This is a genomic window from Sphingorhabdus wooponensis (assembly GCF_003933235.1).
GTDB classification, from domain to species: Bacteria; Pseudomonadota; Alphaproteobacteria; order Sphingomonadales; family Sphingomonadaceae; genus Sphingorhabdus_B; species Sphingorhabdus_B wooponensis.
This window is the reverse complement of the sequence record NZ_RWJI01000001.1, coordinates 451,239-470,495: the sequence shown is the minus strand read 5'-3', so window position 1 is coordinate 470,495 and position 19,257 is coordinate 451,239. Positions and strand designations below refer to the sequence as shown.

General features: G+C 54.4%; 19 protein-coding genes and 1 tRNA gene. 11 read left to right on the top strand and 9 right to left on the bottom strand.

Annotated features, from left to right (window positions below; translation table 11 throughout):
• Positions 1-5 precede the first annotated feature (5 nt).
• Complete coding sequence (locus tag D7D48_RS02470; RefSeq protein WP_185739760.1) at positions 6-1,460, top strand: Ppx/GppA family phosphatase; 1,455 nt, start codon at positions 6-8, stop codon at positions 1,458-1,460.
• A 42-nt stretch (positions 1,461-1,502) separates the two neighbouring features.
• Here the strand turns inward: D7D48_RS02470 and D7D48_RS02465 are convergent, their stop codons facing one another.
• Both D7D48_RS02465 and ubiA read right to left on the bottom strand, forming a co-directional pair.
• Complete coding sequence (locus tag D7D48_RS02465; RefSeq protein ID WP_125229791.1) at positions 1,503-2,522, bottom strand: aldo/keto reductase; 1,020 nt, start codon at positions 2,520-2,522, stop codon at positions 1,503-1,505.
• 22 nt (positions 2,523-2,544) lie between these two features.
• Positions 2,545-3,456 carry a 4-hydroxybenzoate octaprenyltransferase gene (ubiA, locus tag D7D48_RS02460; RefSeq protein WP_125229790.1) on the bottom strand — a complete coding sequence of 304 codons (912 nt, stop codon included), beginning with the start codon at positions 3,454-3,456 and terminating at the stop codon, positions 2,545-2,547.
• Positions 3,457-3,557: 101 nt separating this feature from the next.
• Here ubiA and D7D48_RS02455 point away from each other — a divergent pair, with 101 nt between their 5' ends.
• From D7D48_RS02455 to D7D48_RS02445, 3 genes are all read left to right on the top strand, one after another.
• Positions 3,558-4,301, top strand: a complete 744-nt coding sequence (locus tag D7D48_RS02455; protein WP_125229789.1) for a 16S rRNA (uracil(1498)-N(3))-methyltransferase — start codon at positions 3,558-3,560, stop codon at positions 4,299-4,301.
• A gap of 89 nt (positions 4,302-4,390) precedes the next feature.
• Positions 4,391-5,764: a glutamate--cysteine ligase gene (locus D7D48_RS02450; RefSeq protein ID WP_125229788.1), complete on the top strand. Its 1,374-nt coding sequence runs from the start codon at positions 4,391-4,393 to the stop codon at positions 5,762-5,764.
• Positions 5,765-5,843: 79 nt separating this feature from the next.
• Positions 5,844-5,919 (top strand) — tRNA-Trp (locus D7D48_RS02445).
• Between the two features lie 38 nt (positions 5,920-5,957).
• Here D7D48_RS02445 and D7D48_RS02440 read toward each other — a convergent pair.
• A complete protein-coding gene (locus D7D48_RS02440) occupies positions 5,958-6,863 on the bottom strand; it encodes a DUF808 domain-containing protein (protein WP_125229787.1) in 906 nt (301 codons plus the stop codon).
• Between the two features lie 238 nt (positions 6,864-7,101).
• Entirely contained in the window at positions 7,102-8,913 is a 1,812-nt protein-coding gene (locus D7D48_RS02435; protein WP_125229786.1) for a DUF262 domain-containing protein, read from the bottom strand.
• A gap of 470 nt (positions 8,914-9,383) precedes the next feature.
• Between D7D48_RS02435 and secE the strand changes: the two genes are divergently transcribed.
• The 5 genes from secE (at position 9,384) to D7D48_RS02410 (ending at position 12,882) form a co-directional block, all read left to right on the top strand.
• Positions 9,384-9,584 carry a preprotein translocase subunit SecE gene (secE, locus tag D7D48_RS02430; protein ID WP_125229785.1) on the top strand — a complete coding sequence of 67 codons (201 nt, stop codon included), beginning with the start codon at positions 9,384-9,386 and terminating at the stop codon, positions 9,582-9,584.
• A gap of 40 nt (positions 9,585-9,624) precedes the next feature.
• Positions 9,625-10,161, top strand: a complete 537-nt coding sequence (gene nusG, locus D7D48_RS02425; protein ID WP_125229784.1) for a transcription termination/antitermination protein NusG — start codon at positions 9,625-9,627, stop codon at positions 10,159-10,161.
• Positions 10,162-10,391: 230 nt separating this feature from the next.
• Positions 10,392-10,823, top strand: a complete 432-nt coding sequence (rplK, locus tag D7D48_RS02420) for a 50S ribosomal protein L11 (RefSeq protein WP_125229783.1) — start codon at positions 10,392-10,394, stop codon at positions 10,821-10,823.
• A 4-nt stretch (positions 10,824-10,827) separates the two neighbouring features.
• Positions 10,828-11,523 (top strand): 50S ribosomal protein L1, encoded by a 696-nt coding sequence (rplA, locus tag D7D48_RS02415; protein WP_125229782.1) that lies wholly within the window; start codon positions 10,828-10,830, stop codon positions 11,521-11,523.
• A gap of 93 nt (positions 11,524-11,616) precedes the next feature.
• A complete protein-coding gene (locus tag D7D48_RS02410) occupies positions 11,617-12,882 on the top strand; it encodes an exo-beta-N-acetylmuramidase NamZ family protein (protein ID WP_221738616.1) in 1,266 nt (421 codons plus the stop codon).
• Here the strand turns inward: D7D48_RS02410 and D7D48_RS02405 are convergent.
• Both D7D48_RS02405 and D7D48_RS02400 read right to left on the bottom strand, forming a co-directional pair.
• Positions 12,845-14,407: a sodium:solute symporter gene (locus D7D48_RS02405; RefSeq protein ID WP_125229780.1), complete on the bottom strand. Its 1,563-nt coding sequence runs from the start codon at positions 14,405-14,407 to the stop codon at positions 12,845-12,847. The genes D7D48_RS02410 and D7D48_RS02405 overlap by 38 nt on opposite strands.
• A gap of 55 nt (positions 14,408-14,462) precedes the next feature.
• Positions 14,463-15,830 carry an aromatic ring-hydroxylating oxygenase subunit alpha gene (locus D7D48_RS02400; RefSeq protein ID WP_221738615.1) on the bottom strand — a complete coding sequence of 456 codons (1,368 nt, stop codon included), beginning with the start codon at positions 15,828-15,830 and terminating at the stop codon, positions 14,463-14,465.
• Between the two features lie 55 nt (positions 15,831-15,885).
• Between D7D48_RS02400 and D7D48_RS10490 the strand changes: the two genes are divergently transcribed.
• Complete coding sequence (locus D7D48_RS10490; RefSeq protein ID WP_185739759.1) at positions 15,886-16,350, top strand: DUF3237 domain-containing protein; 465 nt, start codon at positions 15,886-15,888, stop codon at positions 16,348-16,350.
• Positions 16,351-16,374: 24 nt separating this feature from the next.
• Here D7D48_RS10490 and D7D48_RS02390 read toward each other — a convergent pair whose 3' ends face one another.
• From D7D48_RS02390 to D7D48_RS02380, 3 genes are read right to left on the bottom strand one after another with little or no spacing between them, the layout of a single operon-like run.
• Positions 16,375-17,280, bottom strand: a complete 906-nt coding sequence (locus tag D7D48_RS02390; protein ID WP_125229778.1) for a carbon-nitrogen hydrolase family protein — start codon at positions 17,278-17,280, stop codon at positions 16,375-16,377.
• Positions 17,277-17,867 carry a GNAT family N-acetyltransferase gene (locus D7D48_RS02385; protein ID WP_125229777.1) on the bottom strand — a complete coding sequence of 197 codons (591 nt, stop codon included), beginning with the start codon at positions 17,865-17,867 and terminating at the stop codon, positions 17,277-17,279. The genes D7D48_RS02390 and D7D48_RS02385 overlap by 4 nt, the downstream gene beginning before the upstream one ends.
• Positions 17,864-18,277: a ketosteroid isomerase-related protein gene (locus D7D48_RS02380; RefSeq protein ID WP_125229776.1), complete on the bottom strand. Its 414-nt coding sequence runs from the start codon at positions 18,275-18,277 to the stop codon at positions 17,864-17,866. Before D7D48_RS02380 ends, D7D48_RS02385 begins: the two co-directional genes overlap by 4 nt.
• 440 nt (positions 18,278-18,717) lie before the next feature.
• On the opposite strand from D7D48_RS02380, the gene rplJ reads away from it, so the two are divergent.
• Positions 18,718-19,233, top strand: a complete 516-nt coding sequence (gene rplJ, locus D7D48_RS02375; RefSeq protein WP_125229775.1) for a 50S ribosomal protein L10 — start codon at positions 18,718-18,720, stop codon at positions 19,231-19,233.
• Positions 19,234-19,257: the final 24 nt, after the last annotated feature.

The following is a 19,257-nucleotide window of genomic DNA, read 5'->3' as shown; positions in this document are numbered from 1 at the left end:
GGGCGGTGCGTCAGGCCGTCATTGATATTGGCTCCAACACTGTCAGGCTTGTGGTTTATGCAGGGTCGCCGCGCGCGCCTTTGCCGATTTACAACGAAAAAAGCCGCGTAAAATTGGGCGCCTGCCTTGCGGGCGACGGCGAAATTGACAAGGCAACGATGAAAAAGGCGCTGGCCGCATTGGCCCGCTTTGAAACACTGGCGCGCACCATGAAGGTCGACAGCTTGCGCGTGGTCGCCACCGCCGCAACGCGTGAAGCCAAAAACGGGCAGGAGTTGGTCGAAAAGGCCGCCGCGCTTGGCATAAATGTGGATGTGCTCGACGGCGACGCCGAAGCCACTGCAGCGGGCTATGGCGTGCTCAGCGATAATCCTTTTGCCAACGGCTATGTCGGTGATCTTGGCGGCGGCAGCCTTGAGCTTATCCGCATAGCCGACGGCACATTGGGCGCACGCGTGTCCTTGCCGCTTGGCACATTACGGCATGACATATTGACGGGCAAATCGTCCAAACAAATCACCCAAATGCTGCGCGACGATATTGCCAAGACAATGGGCCAAAGCGCGTTCCCGATTGAAACCGGCCTGCCCTTTTACATGATCGGCGGTTCCTGGCGTACCTTTGCGCGGTTGCACATGCATGAAACCGGCTATCCGCTGACCATCTTATCCAATTATGAAATTCCGCCCGAGGCACCAGAATTGCTCACGCCGCTGGTACAAGACAAAGACGCGCTGACGCGGTCGAACGTCGTCGCGGCTGGCCGCATCTCCGCATTGCCCAGTGCGACCGCTTTGTTGAGTGGCATTGTCGGGCTGTTAATGCCCAGCAAGCTTGTAACGAGCATCTATGGCCTGCGCGAGGGGCTGTTGTACGAACAACTGACCGCAGAGGAACGTAGCCAAGACCCGTTGATCGCGGCGGCCCGATTTGAAGGTGCGCGCTTGGGCCGATTTCCCTTTCACGGCGATGCGTTAGCCGAATGGATTGCGCCTGTATTCGCAGGGCAAGGCGCGCAAGACGCGCGGCTTTGCAGGGTTGCGTGTTTGCTATCCGACAGCGTGTGGAACGTGAACCCGGAATATCGCGCGGACCATGCGCTTGACCTTGCATTGGACGGCAGTTGGCCCGGAGTCAGCGCCAGCGACCGCGCGGTGATCGCTGCCGCCTTGTGGACGGTGCACGCCGGAAAGCGGACCTTGCCCGAAATGCTGACGGCCTTGGCCAAGCCCGGCGCGCTGGCACAAGCCGTCATCTGGGGTCTCGCCATCCGCTTGGCCCACCGCCTTGACGGCGGCACTGGCGGCGCATTACCTGACAGCCGCATAGATGGCGATGGCGCGACGTTACGCCTGCACTTAAGCGGCTCAGCCGTGCGGTTACAGTCCAACAGCGTCGCGCGCCGCCTACAAGCTTTAGGCGAAGCTTTGGGCTACGCGCAGACGGAGATTATGGGTTGAGGTCTGGTTAAGCGGCTTAGAGTAACCACCCTGTCATCCCCCTCACCCCATCGGGTACAATATCTCTTTCGTCACCTTGTGCACCGCGGTCATCACTTCAGCGCTCAGTTTCAGGTCAATCGCGGCAAAGATGTCGTCGAGTTGATCTTCCTTGCTCACGCCCACAATTGTGGATGCCACAAAGTCATGCTGTTTTGACCAAGCCGTTGCCAATGTAACTGGCGACATCCCTGCCTCCTTGGCAATCTCGACAATTCGCATCGTGCTTTCGAGCGCGCGGGGGCCCGCAAAACGCTGCGCCATTTCGACCTGACGCGATCCGGCCATTTCGAGATAGCGGGAAAAACGGGCACCTTCGGGGCGGGCGCCATCTAAATATTTGCCCGACAACACGCCGCCACCCAGCGGCGAATAGGGCAACAGGGATACGCCTTCCTGACGGCAGACTTGCTTCAGCTCATCCTCAAACCGGCGGTTGTTGATCGAAAAATTATTCTGGATGCTGTGATAGCGCGCCGTACCCAGCCGCTCGGACGTCGCCAGCGACTTCATCAGGCCATAGCTGGTCTCGTTCGAACAACCCAGAACGCGGACCTTGCCCGACCGCACCAGCTCGTCGAGCACCTCCATCGTTTCGTCATAGGCAAGACCATGGTCGGGCCAATGCGTTTGATACAGGTCGATATAATCGGTCTGTAAGCGGCGCAGGCTTTCTTCGACTGCGGTGATGATATTATGCCTATCCAGCGTGGTCATGCCGCCGCGCTTAGGGGATTTGAACCATGTGTGGCTTGGCCCCGAAACCTTCGTCGCCATGATGATGGTGTCGCGGTTCTTGCCCTTCATCCAGCGGCCGACAATATCCTCTGTCCGGCCAACCCATTTTATGTCGGGCGGGACAGGATAGCCCTCCGCCGTGTCGAAAAAGTTGATGCCCGCGTCCAGACATTTGTCGAGAATGCGGTGCGCCTCCGCCTCGTCGGTTTGCGACCCAAAGGTCATGGTGCCCATGCAAATATCGGACACGTAAATGGCGCTTTTGCCGATACGACGATGTTCCATAATTCTCTCCCTTTGCCCTAGCTTATGATTGTCCGGCCGCGCCAACGACCAAAAATGCAAGCGCAGCAAGCAACCCTGCCACGCGGTTTGAACGGAAATGGCCGAGCGCGTTGCTGCCATCGGATTTTAGTGAAATGACCTGCATCCCCAAATGAAAAGCGACCGGAAGAAGCGCAACCAAAGCCTGTTTTTCCGGCCGTACACTCCAAATCGCCATGCCCCAGCCCGTGATAGTGAGGATATAGAAAACCGTCACGCCCAGCCGGACGCTGCCGCCCAGCCGCAAGGCGCTCGATTTAATCCCGACCAACGCGTCATCCTCGCGGTCCTGCATGGCATATATGGTGTCATAGCCAACGACCCAGAAAATCGAGCCCACATAGAGCCAGAACATCGCAGTATTGACCTGCCCCATGATCGCGACCCAACCAACCAATGCGCCCCAGCTAAACACGAGCCCAAGCCAGACTTGCGGCCACCACGTAATGCGCTTCATAAAAGGATAGGCTGCAACCAGGAGGATGCTGCTGACAGCGACAATCTGCGCCTCCCACCGAAGTTGGAACAGCACCAGCAGACCAAGTGCGCATAAACTAAGCAGGAACGCCCATGCATCGCGCACGCTAACCGCGCCGCTGGGTAATGGCCGCGACGCCGTGCGCGCCACCTGCGCGTCCAGCTTACGGTCGACAATATCATTATAGACGCAACCTGCCCCGCGCATCACAACCGCGCCAAGCAGCATCCAAAGCGCAAGGTCCCAGCGCGGGAAGAGACCGCCCGACAGCGCCAAGCCAAATATACAGGGCCAGAACAACAGCCACCAGCCAATAGGGCGGTCCAACCGCGCCAAAAGAACCAAAGCGCGCAGCTTGACCGGCAACAAGGCAATGATGCCGGTATATTCGCTATCAGGGACAAGTTTCGAAGACATAACGCAAGTCCTGCCAAAATTTATCCGACACGTCATCTGCGAAGTTGAACGCGCGCAAGTTCGCAGATGACGCCGCCCGCTTTATCGGTTAGATGTTCCATATGCCCGCAACACCAGCCTGGCCCCCAAAATCCACACCGCGCTTGTTTGTGGAACAAGTGCTGACGCTTGGTGCGACCCTGAACATATCCGGCAATAGCGCGCATTATCTATTGGGTGTGATGCGTCTGAAAGAAGGTGCGCCGGTCAAATTGTTCGACGATGTTTCGGGCGAGTATCTCGCAACCGTCACGCGCGTCGGCAAGCGCGACCTTGACCTGACCGTCGAGGCAAAGCTCCGCGACCGCGAAACAACACCTGATCTGTGGATTGCCCAAGCTTTGATTAAAAAAGACCGCTTTGACTGGATTGCCGAAAAGGCGTGCGAATTAGGTGTGGCGCGTTTTATCCCCGTGCTAACCGCGCGTTGTGTGGTCGATAAGGTTAAGGACGACCGCCTGCGCGCCCATATGATTGAGGCGGCAGAGCAATGCGAACGCACCGCCTTGCCGCAAATTGCCCCGCTGACGAAACTGGATGCGCTGTTAAAGAATTGGCCCGCCGACCGCAGTCTATATTTTTGTGATGAACGTGGCGGCGAACCCTTTTTGGACGCCATAGGCGATGGCCCAGCGGCGATATTGATTGGGCCCGAAGGCGGCTTCACCGATAGCGAGAATGCTTTTATTCGCGCGCTTCCATATGCGCGTCCCGTGTCTCTCGGCCCGCGCATATTGCGCGCCGACACCGCCGCCATATCCGCAATATCCATTTGGATGGCCAAAAATGGCGACTGGGCAGTTTAGCCTATGCCGAGATTTTGCAGCTTATCAGGGCATAACGCGATAACATTAATCTACTGGCAATATCGCCGCGACATTTCTAAACCCGCGCGATGAGCACAAAAACCGTTTCCAACCGCAAAGATCCCGTCATCGAAACGCGCGATCAATTGGTCGCCGCAATTGCCAAGGGTGAAAAGCCCAAGGATCGCTGGCGCATTGGCACCGAACATGAAAAATTCGTGTATAATCGTGCCGATCATCATGCCCCATCTTATGATGAACCAGGCGGTATTCGCGAATTGTTAATGGCAATGACCGAATTTGGTTGGGAACCGGTATACGAAAACGGCAAGGTTATCGCGATGACCGGCAGCGACGGTGCCATCAGCCTTGAGCCTGCCGGCCAACTCGAACTATCGGGCGCGCCGTTGGAAAACCTGCACCAGACCTGCGCCGAAACCGGCCGGCATTTGAAACAGGTAAAGGCCATTGGCGACAAGACCAACACCAGCTTTTTGGGATTAGGCCTGTGGCCCGACAAGACGCGCGCCGAACTACCGATCATGCCCAAGGGGCGCTATGACATCATGCTGCGGCATATGCCACGCGTTGGCAGCATGGGCCTCGACATGATGCTGCGCACGTGCACGATTCAGGTTAATCTCGATTATGCGAGCGAAGCCGACATGGCGCATAAATTCCGCACATCGCTGGCGCTACAACCTTTGGCCACCGCTTTGTTCGCCAATTCACCGTTCTTGGAAGGCAAGCCAAACGGATATTTGTCCTACCGCAGCCATATCTGGTCCGATACCGATCCACAGCGCACGGGCATGTTGCCGTTCGTGTTCGACGCCAATTTCGGTTATGAACAATATGTCGATTATATGCTCAAAGTGCCGATGTATTTTGTCTATCGCGACGGCAAATATATCGATGCGGCGGGCCTTGATTTCCGCGACTTCCTAAAAGGCGAACTGTCCGTGCTACCGGGTGAAAAGCCCACGGTCAGCGACTGGGAAGACCATATGTCCACTGCCTTTCCTGAAGTGCGGTTGAAGAGCTTCCTCGAAATGCGCGGTGCCGATGGTGGCCCTTGGAACCGTATCTGTGCACTCCCTGCTTTCTGGGTCGGTTTGCTCTATGATCAAGGCGCGCTTGATGCCGCATGGGACGAGGTCAAACATTGGACGATGGAAGAGCGCGAGGCGCTGCGCAGCGCTGTACCCGCACAAGGCCTAAACGCCGCGATACCGGGCGGCGGTAAGTTGCTGGATTTGGCGGGACGGATTCTCGACATTTCGTCATCTGGCTTGGCAGCGCGGAATTGCCTGAACGCCAGCGGTGACAATGAAACCGGCTATCTCGACCCGCTGCGCGAAATCGTCGCCAGCGGCAAAACCCTGTCCGAAATGTTATTGGAGAAATATCACGGCGAATGGGGCGGCGATGTGTCGCGCGTCTATGCTGAGATGAGCTTCTAGCGCGATATTGTCGAAAGCAGACTTGCCCCGTTCGCATATCGGCGTTAAGGGCACCCTTCTTCGCTGAAAAGCGGAGTGCAGGAGTTTAGCTCAGTTGGTAGAGCATCGGTCTCCAAAACCGAGGGTCGTGGGTTCGAGTCCCCCAACTCCTGCCATTTTCTTTCCTATTTAGAAATGGTGACTGGCTTCAGTCTCAACGCGCCTTGCGCTTAGCAAGTATGTGATGCGCCAACACTATCACCGCGCCGATGGCGAGGCCCACAACGCCGCTCATCGCCGCATCTGCGACCCATGCCAGCGCGCCTTCATAGAGGCCCAAAAATTCCTCTGGATGGATGCCAAAGCCGTGGACGATGATCTGTCCGCCCACCCATAGCATCGCGGCTGTGCCGATAGTGGACAAGGCGGCGAGCAATTTAGGCATGCCCTTTACAAGCGCGCGGCCAATGGCTTGTGACCCTCCGTTTTCGCGCTGTGCCAACGACAGGCCGATATCGTCCATTTTCACGATCAAGCCAACCACGCCATAGACCGCGATGGTAATGACGATAGCGACAAAGGCCAATGTCCCAGCCTCCAGCCAGATCGATGTTTCCGCAAGGCCTTTCACTTCGTTCAAGGCAATTGCCATGATTTCAGCGGACAATATGAAATCTGTGCGCACTGCGCCTTTAACCATCGCCGCTTCATGTTCGCTGCTGGTCAGCTCAGCCAGTTCTTCGAGGAGACTCTCTTCCTCATGGGGCGCGATTTTCTCCCACACCTTTTCCGCGCCTTCAAAGCACAGATAGGCGCCGCCCAGCATCAGGATTGGCGTAATCGCCCATGGCAAAAACAGGCTGAGCAACAGGGCAACCGGCAAGATGATCACCAGCTTGTTAAAGAATGAGCCCTTGGCAATGCGCCAGATGATGGGCAATTCACGGTCAGGCGTGAAACCCGTGACATATTGCGGCGTCACGGCGGTATCGTCGATGACAACCCCTGCGGCCTTGCTTCCTGCCTTGCCCGCTGCCGCCGCGACATCATCGACCGACGCAGCAGCCACTTTTGCGATTGTGGCGATATCATCGAGTAAAGCAGCAAGACCGGATGGCATGGAGATTCCTGTTCTGAATTGTCTAAAAGGCAAATAGCCGACCACAGGCTATCGTCAAGCCAACTGCAGCGCTCGTCCGCAAAGTGCACTAACCGCCAGCCGTGACCCTCACCATCTCTACTCGGCTCGCAGATTGTGCCTGATTGTTGCCTGCAACTGTTCCCCCATATACGACAGGACAATGCCCCGAAGTTGAAGTGAATCCGATGCTTAAGTGAGAGGACCCAACCCAAGCTTGTTATTTATAAGCGTATCCGTAGCGAGCGGCTTGATACGCTTGGGATGCCAAACGATCCGTGCGATCCGAGATTGCTTGCTCATTCCATTCGTCCAGTTGCTCGGCTTCCGTCACAAAGCTTTGAACATACGGAGGGACGTGATTTATCTTGTTTACGTAATTCTCCGGATTACGCAGCTTTGCGATCTTGGTTGCAAAATCGTCGTTCTGAAGAATACCGTTGATCTGCTTCGGTACAACGAGCAAATTTCCTATTTCGTGCACGAAGTCTTCGTCTTCTGTCGCTAGGGATTGAGAATAAAAATGTTCAATATTGAACACACTTTCAACGCCGTTTTCTAGCTGATAATAATCAATTAAATTTACTCTCTGACCTTCCTTCATGCCAATGTTACACAGCATATCAAAAGTATATCTTATCGTCACACGATCATTTGGATTGGAGTAAGCGATGAAGCCAAATTGCGAAGCAAATTCATCCCGTTCCGCAGTTCTACTAAGAAGGTCTTTTTCAAAAGCCTGCCAAGTCGAATAGAAACTGTCACCGTTAAAAAATCTATCGCTGTAGGAGGCATACAGCTTCTCGACCTCATTACCAATTCTGTTACAAATCCGATTGTTGATGTAGTGATGCGATTCAACACATCGAAAAATATTTATCAGTGTTTTCGGTTTTTGCTGTTCTTCAGGAAGCGCCAGATAAGCGACGATGACTGAAAACAACACTGGCAAAGCCTGCGTAACTCGGAAGGCTTTCAACGCATTGCATGACCGCGTAATCTCTCTCAGATACATTGAGTTGCTTGAAACGCCCCGACCGTGCAGCCAATGCTCTAGTTGAGATGGCTCGTTCGCATAAAATGCTCGGAAAAATGACGAAAACTCTTGTAGCTCGGTAACGAAATCGGTGACGTCACGTTCAGACGCATATGTGCGAAGGTTTCGGTAAAGATCCCTGTTTACGACATGCCCTCGCCGTGAAATCCAAAAATATTTTAATACTCGAATAATATTGTTGCCAGCATCTTCGGAAATCGATTCCCAAACCTGCTCCATTGACTGACTTAATAGCTCTTTATCTTTGGAAAAGAGGTAGTTTTTCAGAAGATCGGAGACCTCTAGTGGCTTGCCGCGAGCATTTGTTCGTTCAAAAATTTCAAATGCTTCCGACTGCTCATCTACATCAATCCGAATGATGTATGTGTCATGATAAAGCTGCTTCATGAACCGTTGAAATGCGCCGAGGTCCTTTTCGCAATGCATTGAAATTTGCTGAAACGCATATTTGTATATCGGCTCTACTCTGCTGGCTTGCCTTTTGACAGCTTTCTTAGTTTTATCAGGCATCACCACGAAGTCAGGAAAACTGTCCCCTCGCCATTCGTAATCGCTCATATGCCGATATACCTCGCGGATAGATTCCGAAGCATCAAAGCGGTCAAATATCGTATCAGTGTAAGGATCTTCAATTTGAAGGTTCTCTTGCTCTTTCAACGCCAGCTTTTCGTTTCCAAGAACATGCCGGGCGTAATTTCGTGCAGCGATAAGAGTTATCATAATTGTGGTGAAACGCTGCTGACCATCGATGATTTCAACAGTAGATTGGTCCTTTTCCCGCGACACATCGAAAATCATACTGCCTAAAAACAGGCTCGAACTATATTGCGATTCCAAGCAAGAAATGAGGTCGGAAAAAAGATCCTTTACCTGAGCATCGCCCTTCCAGTCATATCCTCGCTGATATTTTGGAATGACAAATTTCGAGTTAGCGACGAGCAGTTGTTTGATCGTAAATTTTCTTGGTTCGCGCATTTAAAGTTCTCCGGCCCTTACCCAGTCTTTTTATTCAGATATCGTCATCATTGGCAACCTGTTAATATGTCATTCTATGTTGTCTCTTGAGATGTAGGATCGGTGGTGAGACTCTCCGATCCCGCTCTTTAACAATATGTATATACCGCCTCGCGTCCGCCGCGTGAGGCATCGCAAAACCAGCGCGCAAAACAACGGCTCTTTGTGCCTAAAAGAGAACGCGCCTAGCCTCTACCTTCTAAAATATCTCAGGCTATCAGCAGACAGCGGCTTTGGTAAATGTCGCCGCTTTCAAGGCTGACAAAACCTCCAACACCCACGCCCCCCTTACCCCGTTTTGTTTGGCATCTTGCGTTGCAGCGAATCCATCGCTAAAGGTCTAGTCTTTCCGAAATAGGAACCTATATCGCTCTCGACCCGCCGGTCGGAGCGCTGGCGGCTATCCTCGGGATCGAATAGGAAGAAACGATATGGCGAAAAATAGCCCCGGTGAATTCATCCGTCAGGTGCGGACCGAAATCGGCAAGGTAGTATGGCCAACAAGGCAGGAAACCGTGCAGACCGCAATCATGGTGTTGATCATGACAATCATCCTTGCCATCTTCTTTTTAGGCGTCGACGCGGTATTTGCCGCAATCGTAAAGGGACTGCTCGCGCTCGCCGAAGGCTAAGCGCAGACCCTACAGAGAGTTTTGGGGAAGTAATAATATTATGGCACGCTGGTACATCATTCACGCTTATTCGGGCTTTGAAAATAAGGTCCGTGACCAGATTTTGGCCGAAGCCGAGCGCATCGGCCTTTCGCAATTGGTAGAGGCTGTCGAGGTTCCGACCGAGCAGGTTACCGAAGTGCGCCGCGGCAAGAAGATTAAGGCCGAACGCAAATTTTTCCCCGGCTATGTTCTGGCAAAGCTGAATATGAACGATGATGTCTACCATTTGGTCAAGAACACGCCAAAGGTCACTGGCTTTCTGGGCGCAGGCAACAAGCCGCAGCCTATCACAGAAGCCGAAGCCGCCCGCATCCTGAACACGAAGCAGGAACTCGAAGCCGCCCCCAAGAAGCGCGTTTCGGTCGACTATGAGATTGGTGATCAGGTCAAGGTACTTGGCGGACCATTTGCAAGCTTCAACGGCTTGGTCGAAGAACTCGACTTCGACAAGAACCGCGTCAAGGTATCGGTCAGCATCTTTGGCCGTGCAACGCCGGTTGAGTTGGACTTCGAAGAAGTTGAATTGATGAAGTGATAATCCGTTCCCGTCATGGGAGTGGAGATAGATGTCGGTAATCAGCACAGCCGCAGGCGCGGCTTGCTTTTCCGGCGCATTTCACTTATTCGCCCCCCTCTGCTGATGAGAATCAGAAGAGCCCGTGCGGGAGGTTGTAGCCAAAGAGATTTGGATACGACTGTTTGACCGCTTAATTTGACCCGTTTTTGCCTCGGCAATTTTGGGGAAAGAATGAAAGGACGCCATATATGGCAAAGAAAATTGACGGCTATATTGGCCTGCAAGTTCCTGCAGGTTCTGCCACACCATCCCCGCCAATCGGCCCAGCTTTGGGTCAGCGCGGTGTGAACATTATGGAATTCTGCAAGCAATTCAATGCGGCAACCGCCGACATGGAAAAAGGCACGCCGATTCCAACCAAGATCACCGTTTTTGCAGACAAGAGCTTCACCTTTGCGATGAAGTCACCGCCTGCGACCTTCTTGATTAAGAAGGTTTTGGGTTTGAAGTCCGGTTCGAAAGAACCAGGCAAGGTGACTGCTGGTAAAATTACCCGTGCACAATTGGAAGAAGTCGCCACCATCAAAATGGCCGACCTCAACGCGAACGACATGGACGCGGCCGTAAAAATCATCGCAGGCTCGGCTACCGCCATGGGCCTAGAAGTCGTGGAGGGTTGAGAACATGGCCAAGCTAACCAAAAAAGCAAAGTTGCTCGCGCATCTCGATGCAGACAAGCTCTACAGCGTGGATGAAGCGCTGAAGACCATCAAGGCATTGGCGACCGCCAAATTTGACGAAACCATCGAAGTTGCGATGAACTTGGGCGTTGACCCACGTCATGCTGACCAGATGGTGCGCGGCATGGTTTCGCTTCCTGCTGGTACCGGTAAGGAAATGAAGGTTGCTGTATTCGCACGTGGCGACAAGGCGACTGCAGCGACTGCAGCTGGTGCTGACAAAGTCGGCGCAGAAGACCTGATGGAAGATATGCTGGCTGGCAATCTCGATTATGATCGCGTTATTGCAACGCCGGATATGATGGGAATCGTTGGCCGCTTGGGTAAGACTTTGGGTCCAAAGGGCCTGATGCCAAACCCGAAGCTTGGAACCGTCACCATGGACGTTGCCGAAGCCGTTAAAGCGGCAAAGGCTGGTCAGGTTGAATTCCGCGTTGAAAAGCAAGGCATCATCCACAGCGGCATCGGTAAGAAGAGCTTCACCGACTCCGACCTGCGCAAGAATTTCGACGCATTGGTCGATGCTGTCATCAAGAACAAGCCAAGCGGTTCAAAGGGCAAATATGTCCGCCGCGTTGCAATCAGCTCGTCAATGGGCCCAGGCCTGAAGATTGATCTGGCAGACGTCGCTGGCGCATAACGCGCTGCGTTACACCAAAACAAAAAGGGGCTGGAGGGAAACCTCCGGCCCTTTTTCTTTGCGGCGCATGCCGTTATTCAATAGCCTTTCATAATGCGATTATTATTGGCCTTCTTTATTGCGCTGCTTCCAATCACCGCCATTGCGGCTGAACCGCTCCAGCCAAAAGCCCCCAAACTCGTCAAATCACGCGCTGCTCCCATCCGGCATATCACCCCTGGGATCGAAGTTTTACTGTCCGACCGACTGGAGTCGTTCAAAGGGAAACGGGTCGCATTGTTGACCAACCAGACAGGTGTTGATCGCAAAGGCGTCCGCAATGTTGATCTGCTGCGCGCGCATCCCGCCATTAATCTTGTCGCACTTTTTAGCCCGGAACATGGTGTGCGCGGCGCGGCGCAAGCGGGGGAGAAAGTGGCTTCGGACATCGATTCCAAATCCGGTTTACCCGTCCATAGCCTCTACGGTGAAACCAAAATGCCGACGGCAAAGATGATGTACGGCATTGATATTGTGCTGGTCGATCTGCAGGACGTCGGCACGCGTTTTTATACATATTCCTCAACACTTTTGCACATGTTGCGCGCCGCGGAGACATCGGGGGCCGAAGTCATCGTGCTGGATCGCCCCAATCCAATAGGTGGAGTGATGATCGAGGGACCGGTGCTCGAGCCCGCATTTGCCTCTTTTGTAGGAAGCTTTGCCATGCCGGTACGGCACGGTATGACCTTCGGCGAGCTTGCGCAGATGTTTGTCGGCGAGGATAAGCTGCGCACGCGCCTTCGTGTCATTCCCATGCGCGGCTGGCATCGCAACTTGGCGCCATATTTCGGTTGGGATTTGCCTTGGGTGCCGCCCTCTCCCAATATGCGCTCACCTCAAACCGCAGCCGTTTATCCTGGCACGGCGTTGTTCGAAGGCACCAACATCTCCGAAGGACGGGGCACCGAAAAACCTTTCGAATATATAGGCGCGCCGTTCATTGATGGCACAGTACTGGCGGAACGGTTAAATGCGATGGGATTGCCAGGCGTCGAATTTAAGCCTGTTTCATTTACACCGAATTTTTCCAAATATGCCGGACAGCAATGTCATGGTATATGGGTCATCCCCACCAACAAAACGACATTCCAACCGTTCCGCACCGGAATAGCTTTGGTGAAGGCTGTCCATGAATTGTACCCAGACATGTTTGAATTCAGTGCCGGCGCTCCGCACTTTTTCGATCAACTGGCCGGAACCGACAATGTCCGTAAAGGCATTTTGGACGGAAAATCAGTCAGCGATATCGAAAGTCAATGGCAATATGGGCTTGACGCATTTAGGCCAGTACGCGCCCAGTATCTGATATATCCTTGATATTACGACCCAAGCAGCACACACCAAAGGCGACCGCAGTTCCGATGCATAATTGCCATGGGAAGGCCAGCGCCTTCCACGCCGTTGGCAGACCAAGACTATCCACCACATAATGCTGTTGCATCAGTATTGTGACAAAGCCCGCCAGTAGAGCGGCAATCACAGACCATGTTGCCCCACGCTTCGTAAACACCACGGTGCCATAGACGCCCAGCAGGCCTGAATAAGCAAAGATCATGACGCCAAGGACAAATTCGAGCAATGGCGTATCGCTATAATGCTGCCAATAGTAACACAATATCGATATCGCAAACAGCGCGACCGCGAGCAATATCATTACCAGACGTCCGGCGTTGACATAATGCTGCCCGCTGGATGGGGCGCCATGCCGTTCCCGCCAAGGCCGGTAAAAATCGTTCACTACCACCGCTGACATTGAGATGAGGCCCGAATTAATAGCCGCCGCTGCGATGACGCCGACGGTGACCAGGCCACGCAGGCCAGGCGGGATTTCGGACAGGATGAAAGACATGAAGACCGTGATTTTTTCACCTGCGAACGCGTTGGTCGCGCCAACGCTAACGCCCATCAGCTCAGGGCGGTTGTAGAAAATGTGGAGCAGCGACCCTATCGCCATAAATAAAGCCACCACAGGGATGGCCCCCCACATGCTCGCATATAGCGCGCGTTTGCCCGATTGGGCGTTTTCGCATGCGAGGAAGCGCTGCGTCGTGTCCTGATCAAGGCCCGCATTGCCGATATTGAGCAAAACCAATCCGGTCAGGATGGCCCAAATACTAAACGGCTTGGTAAAGTCGAGCGACCAATCAAATAACCGCAGCTTGTCCACTCCGCCCGGCGCATGACGCAGCGCGTCCCAGATTTCCGGAACGGGTGCGGGAATTTTCACCAGCAAAAAGATGAGCACCAGCACAGCCCCGCCAAGGTAGAGCACGACCTGCACCAAATCGCTCCAGATAACGGCGTTCAGTCCGCCAAACAGTGTGAAGGCAATACCGAAGACGACAAGCACCGCCGATGCGATAAGGATATGCTGCGGCGCGACATCTAGGAAGATGATCATCGAAACCGCAATAGCGGCAATATAAAGCCGAGCGCCGCTCGCTAAAATTCGGCCGACAAGATACATCGCCGCCGCAGCGCGGCGTGCCGTCGCATCGAAACGGGTTTCCAGTAATTCATATACTGTGGTCGCGCCGATTGCGTAGAAGCGGGGGATTAAGAAACGGGCGACAACAAAGGCCGCGATGATCGCGGCAAAGTTACTAGTGAGATAGCTGTAATCCCCCCGATAGCTGTTATCGGGGGCGCCAAGAAATGTTGCAGCAGACTGCATCGTTGACAGAACCGACACCGCCACCAGCCAGACCGGTGCATGATGACCGGCAAGGAAATAGTCATCCGCCGTTTTGGTCCGCCGTGTCGCCTGATAGCCGGCGAAAGCCAGCAGTGCGACATAGGCCAACAATATGCCCCAGTCGTAAATGGTGAATGCTAATGGCATGAATGCTCCCTTAAGGCGCAGCCACTAACGGAACATGCCTGTGTGTTCAAATCCGCTACGTCACCTTATCCATATAACGATCCAGCGTCTCATGGTAATGGCGAATGCGGCTTTCCTGATATCGCGCGAGGGTAACGCCCGGTTTTTTCGACGCCCGCAGGCCGCGCTGAATACGCATCAGATTATCGGTGTCCTGATCCGCGACCATCGCTGCTGATCCCAGTTCCGGCGCGTCGGCCCATTTTTGATCCGGTCCTAGCATCGTCATTTTTGCAGGTTCCGGATGCGAACCATCCGGCGCTTTGGAAAATAGGAACATGATTTCCATGATCGAGCTTTCCGGATCATCGCCATTCGGGCGGAAACGATAGGTAATCGGTAACGCCTGCCCGCCCCAAGGTACCATATTGGGGAACAGCATATATTCGATGAGATCGAGTGATTCCGAATCCGATAGCGCGGACATGTCGCGACCAATCGAGCGGGAAATTTTTTCGCGCGCGCGTTCGGCCAGCTTGCCGCGGGCGGTTTCGCCTGCGTGCACCTCAATAGGTTTGCCTGCGAAAAAGGGCACGTCGCGGCGCATTTCCTCTATGGTCTGTTCGGGCGTCGTCGCTGGCTTCGACGGGCTGGCAACGCCTTGTACGCTGATCATGCGGCTGACATGACGCACGCCTGGCCAAACATCATATTGGGTGTTGCTGTCGCCATAATAGCCTAGCACTTGCGGATGCGCGAAGGGCACATGATAGGCTTCGACAAATGCCTCCATCGCCAGTTTCCAGTTACAGGGCATAATCTTGGCGACATGCGCCGCGACGTAGCGATCCTCCAGATTGAAGGGCGCGAAATGTTCGGGCAGATTTTCGAGATAGCTTTCCAATGGCTCGGCATCGGCGTCGAAATTAATGAACACAAAACCGCCCCACGTACCAACCCGTGCTTCGGGGAGGCTCATCTTATCCTTATCAACATGGGGAAAATCCCATTGCCCCGGAATGACGGATAATGCGCCATCTAACTTCCACGTCCAGCCATGGAATGGGCAACGAAATTGCTTCACACATCCGCCTTCGGTGCGCAGCATTGTGCCGCGATGCAGACATGCGTTGATATAGGCCTTAATCTCATCAGGGCCGGTGCGCACGACAATCAAGGAATCATGGACGATGTCATACACGACATGGTCACCGACATTGGGGATATGCTCCAACCGGCACGCAAGTTGCCAGGTCTTGCGCCACACCTGTTCCACTTCGCGATCATGCCAGTCTTTGGAAAAATACCGGTCAATCGACACATCTGCGCTGCTTTGTCCAACAGCAGGCGATTCCACGCGCATGATGTCCGGCGCGGCGTTCGTATCTTTATTCAATATCTCCTGCACCGATGGGCCGGGACGGCGCGCAATGATGTTGTCCAACTCACTCTCCCCAATATGTCTTGCACCATCCTGCCGCCATGGTAGCAACACTGCAATGACCAATTTACGATATCGCCACCTCATTCAAATGACCTTGACCGTTGATTTTGCCGGCATGGTTAGCATTGGCAAGACCCCAGCCGGCATGCGCCGCATCGCGCCCGTCACAGGCGGTCATTTCACCGGCGAACGGTTGAACGGCACGGTGCTACCCGGTGGCAATGATTGGGTAGTTAACCGGAATGACGGTGTCATGGTTATCGACGTTCGCCTGACGCTCCAAACCGATGACGGCGCGCTGATCTATCTAGCGTATCAAGGACGTTTCCTTGCAAATGCCGATGCCATGGCCCGCTTTGCAAAGGGCGAGGCATTGGATGCTTCGGAATATTCCCTGGCCATTTCGGCGAAATTCGAATGTGGTGATGCGCGCTATAGCTGGCTGAACAATGTGGTAGCTGTCGGCACGGGCGAACGCACGGCGAGCGGGCCGATTTACTCCATTTTCGAAATAGGCTGAACCTTAGGATCTTAGGATCAGCCCCTAATCGAGCGGAACGATTTCCACCGGCAGGTCATCGGTTTTTGCCCCGCAATATTGTTCGGGCCAATGCGCAAAGGGGCGCACTGAACCGGCGCTGCGCCAGCGTTCGACGCGGGCAACATCCACATCCGCATAGACCCATTCCCCCTGCCCTTCGGCCCCTATGGCCATCACTCCATCGTCCGGACTATCACCATCGGGTGGCACAAAAATACCCGCCGCGCCGTAATTTTCGTCGAGCGCAGGGGACCAAGGCGCCATGCCGACCGTAGGCGCTTGCACCACGAAAATCTGGTTTTCCAATGCCCGTGCCTGCGCGCCTATCCGAACCCGATGATAGCCTTGTAAGCTGTCGGTGCAGGACGGACACAGGATGACCTGCGCACCCGCAGCCGCCTGCGTCCGCGCAATCATAGGGAATTCGACATCATAGCAGGTCGAAATGCCGATCATGCCCAAAGGCGTGCGAAAAACGCGCAAGTCGCTGCCGCCTTTGATATCCCAGGACTCCCGTTCAAATCGCGTCATCATGATCTTGTCCTGATGTCCGCTCTGCCCGTCGGGGAGATAGAGGCTTGCACGGTTGACAACCCGCCCGTCATCAAAAGCATGCGGGCGTGTTCCGCCAAGCACCGTGACGCCAAAATGCTGCGCCAGATCGGCACAATGTGCATCAATCTGCGGCCCCAGCGCCACCACCGCACGCAACGAGGCGTGCAGGTCGCTGGCGGTTTCTGTGTCAATCGCCGCCAACTCCATCGCGGCATATTCGGGAAACACCAAAAGCTGCGCGCTATTTACAGCTGCATCGGCAACCCATGCCGCAATCTTGGCTTGCCATTCGGCAAAGCTCTGCGGCTGCCCGATGGGATATTGGGCGGCGGCGATGCGAACCGGCGCGGTCACAGGTCGCGCATCCAAAATTGCATCGGATGTGCGCTTTCGTCAGCAGCGCCAAGGTCTTGCCATTCGAGCATCGCCGTCAATCCATCCACGGGTGCATAGCCCCGCGAGCGCCAAAAGGGCGCCAAATCGCGAGGCGCTTGCGGGCGCATCGGATGGTCGTCTGGACGGACCACGGCGCAAAAACTGGCTTGGGTGGCGCCCGCCGCCCGCGCCGCCGCCTCACGCGCATCGAAAAATTGATGGCCGAGTCCCTGCCCTTGATATTCGGGCAGCAAAACCGACTCCCCAAAATAGAAAATCTGTTCAACATCCAGGCCATAAACCCGCAAAGGTAACTGAAATTCCGGCTTCTGCCCCACCATAGGGGAGGCGGTGGCGGCACCGACAATCACATCATCATCGGTTGCAACGACCAGCACTGCATTGGGCTCAGAAATAAATTCCGCAAGATATGCAGCTTCATACTCCGCTGTTCCGTCATAGAGATAGGGCCAGCCGCGAAATATGCGGATCCGCAAATCGGACAGCGCCGAAATCGCCGCATAGCGTTCCTGCTTATCTGTCAAACTGCGGACGCGGATGGTCATGAAACCTGCGCGATCCAGTCGGCCAGATTATAATAGACCGACACGCGTGCGATCTTTCCATCTTTGATGTCAAAAAAGCCGCCAGCGGGCAAAACATAGCTTTGGCCATGGGCCGGCGGGAAACCTTCGTCGGCAACCTTATAGACGCCGTGCACCATGAATTCGGCCGCCGCACGCGCGCCGTTGCGGCTGGTCATGATGACAATGTCGCGCAATTGCTCGCTATAGGCGTGGTCCATCCGGCCTAGAAACGCGCGAAATGCATCCTTGCCGGTTTCGCGCTCCCCCTGATTGATATCATGCGCCACATCATCGGTTAGGCAGGCCAAAATAGCCTCAATGTCCATAGCATTGAACGCGGCATAATAACGCGCGATGAGGGCCATACTATCTTCACGGACATCCGGCATATTTGCTCCTATCTTGTCTTGGATTATGAGAGCAGCCTGATTAAGTCAGGCCGGCAAAGCTTGTCCAGTAAGATAAATTGTCCAAAGCTACACAAGTTTCGAACAAGCAGCGATCTTGTAACGCGCAGATTTCCGTAACACCCTTGACTCTGGCCCCAACCCTGCTAGTTGCCCTCCTGTTCGGTGGGGCGACGGTCCCACCGGCAACCGTCCGAGACAGTTGGTGAACGGAATTTGCCGTTCTTAATGTCCAGCCTAGACGGGGATAGAGATTTCAGGATTGGCTTTGCCATCCTTCGCCACTGCTCCGACAAGCTGTCGTGTGCGTTCGGCATGAAACTTCCCCACGGACTAAGTCAGCGCAAGTGCCCATCCGGGTGCTTCGCTTTTCGTGTTGGGCTGATCCGGTTCGCTGGAACAGTCCGAATAAGGAGTAATGCATGAACCGTTCTGAAAAGACCGAAACAGTTGCATCGCTGAACGCCACTTTTAATGAAGCGGCGGTTATTGTCGTTACCCGTAATCTCGGGCTAACAGTTGCACAATCGACCGACCTTCGTTTGAAGATGCGCGATGCGGGCGCAAGCTATAAGGTTGCCAAGAACCGTCTTGCCAAAATCGCCCTTGAGGGAACGCCTTATGGATCGGTAGCTGAATTGCTTACCGGCCCTACAGCGCTCGCCACATCGTCGGACCCGGTCGCCGCTGCAAAGATTGCGGTCGAGTTCGCCAAGACCAATGACAAACTTGAAATTGTCGGCGGTGCGATGGGTGACACTTTCCTCGATGTAAATGGTGTAAAGGCGCTGGCTTCATTGCCATCGCTCGACGAACTGCGTGCGAAGGTTATCGGGCTTGTACAAGCACCGGCAACGAAACTCGCTCAGCTTTCGACCGCACCAGCTGCGAAATTGGCACGCGTCTTTGGTGCCTATGCTGACCAAAAGGCAGCGTAAATTTTTACATGAAACCGGCTGCGT

Coding starts and splice junctions, on each gene's coding strand:
- D7D48_RS02410 (WP_221738616.1), top strand. CDS start 11,617: ATGCGATTATTATTGGCCTTCTTTATTGCGCTGCTTCCAATCACCGCC.
- D7D48_RS02440 (WP_125229787.1), bottom strand. CDS start 6,863: ATGCCATCCGGTCTTGCTGCTTTACTCGATGATATCGCCACAATCGCA.
- D7D48_RS10490 (WP_185739759.1), top strand. CDS start 15,886: ATGACCAATTTACGATATCGCCACCTCATTCAAATGACCTTGACCGTT.
- D7D48_RS02435 (WP_125229786.1), bottom strand. CDS start 8,913: ATGCGCGAACCAAGAAAATTTACGATCAAACAACTGCTCGTCGCTAAC.
- rplK (WP_125229783.1), top strand. CDS start 10,392: ATGGCAAAGAAAATTGACGGCTATATTGGCCTGCAAGTTCCTGCAGGT.
- nusG (WP_125229784.1), top strand. CDS start 9,625: ATGGCACGCTGGTACATCATTCACGCTTATTCGGGCTTTGAAAATAAG.
- D7D48_RS02455 (WP_125229789.1), top strand. CDS start 3,558: ATGCCCGCAACACCAGCCTGGCCCCCAAAATCCACACCGCGCTTGTTT.
- ubiA (WP_125229790.1), bottom strand. CDS start 3,456: ATGTCTTCGAAACTTGTCCCTGATAGCGAATATACCGGCATCATTGCC.
- rplA (WP_125229782.1), top strand. CDS start 10,828: ATGGCCAAGCTAACCAAAAAAGCAAAGTTGCTCGCGCATCTCGATGCA.
- D7D48_RS02465 (WP_125229791.1), bottom strand. CDS start 2,522: ATGGAACATCGTCGTATCGGCAAAAGCGCCATTTACGTGTCCGATATT.
- D7D48_RS02405 (WP_125229780.1), bottom strand. CDS start 14,407: ATGCCATTAGCATTCACCATTTACGACTGGGGCATATTGTTGGCCTAT.
- rplJ (WP_125229775.1), top strand. CDS start 18,718: ATGAACCGTTCTGAAAAGACCGAAACAGTTGCATCGCTGAACGCCACT.
- D7D48_RS02385 (WP_125229777.1), bottom strand. CDS start 17,867: ATGACCATCCGCGTCCGCAGTTTGACAGATAAGCAGGAACGCTATGCG.
- D7D48_RS02380 (WP_125229776.1), bottom strand. CDS start 18,277: ATGCCGGATGTCCGTGAAGATAGTATGGCCCTCATCGCGCGTTATTAT.
- secE (WP_125229785.1), top strand. CDS start 9,384: ATGGCGAAAAATAGCCCCGGTGAATTCATCCGTCAGGTGCGGACCGAA.
- D7D48_RS02450 (WP_125229788.1), top strand. CDS start 4,391: ATGAGCACAAAAACCGTTTCCAACCGCAAAGATCCCGTCATCGAAACG.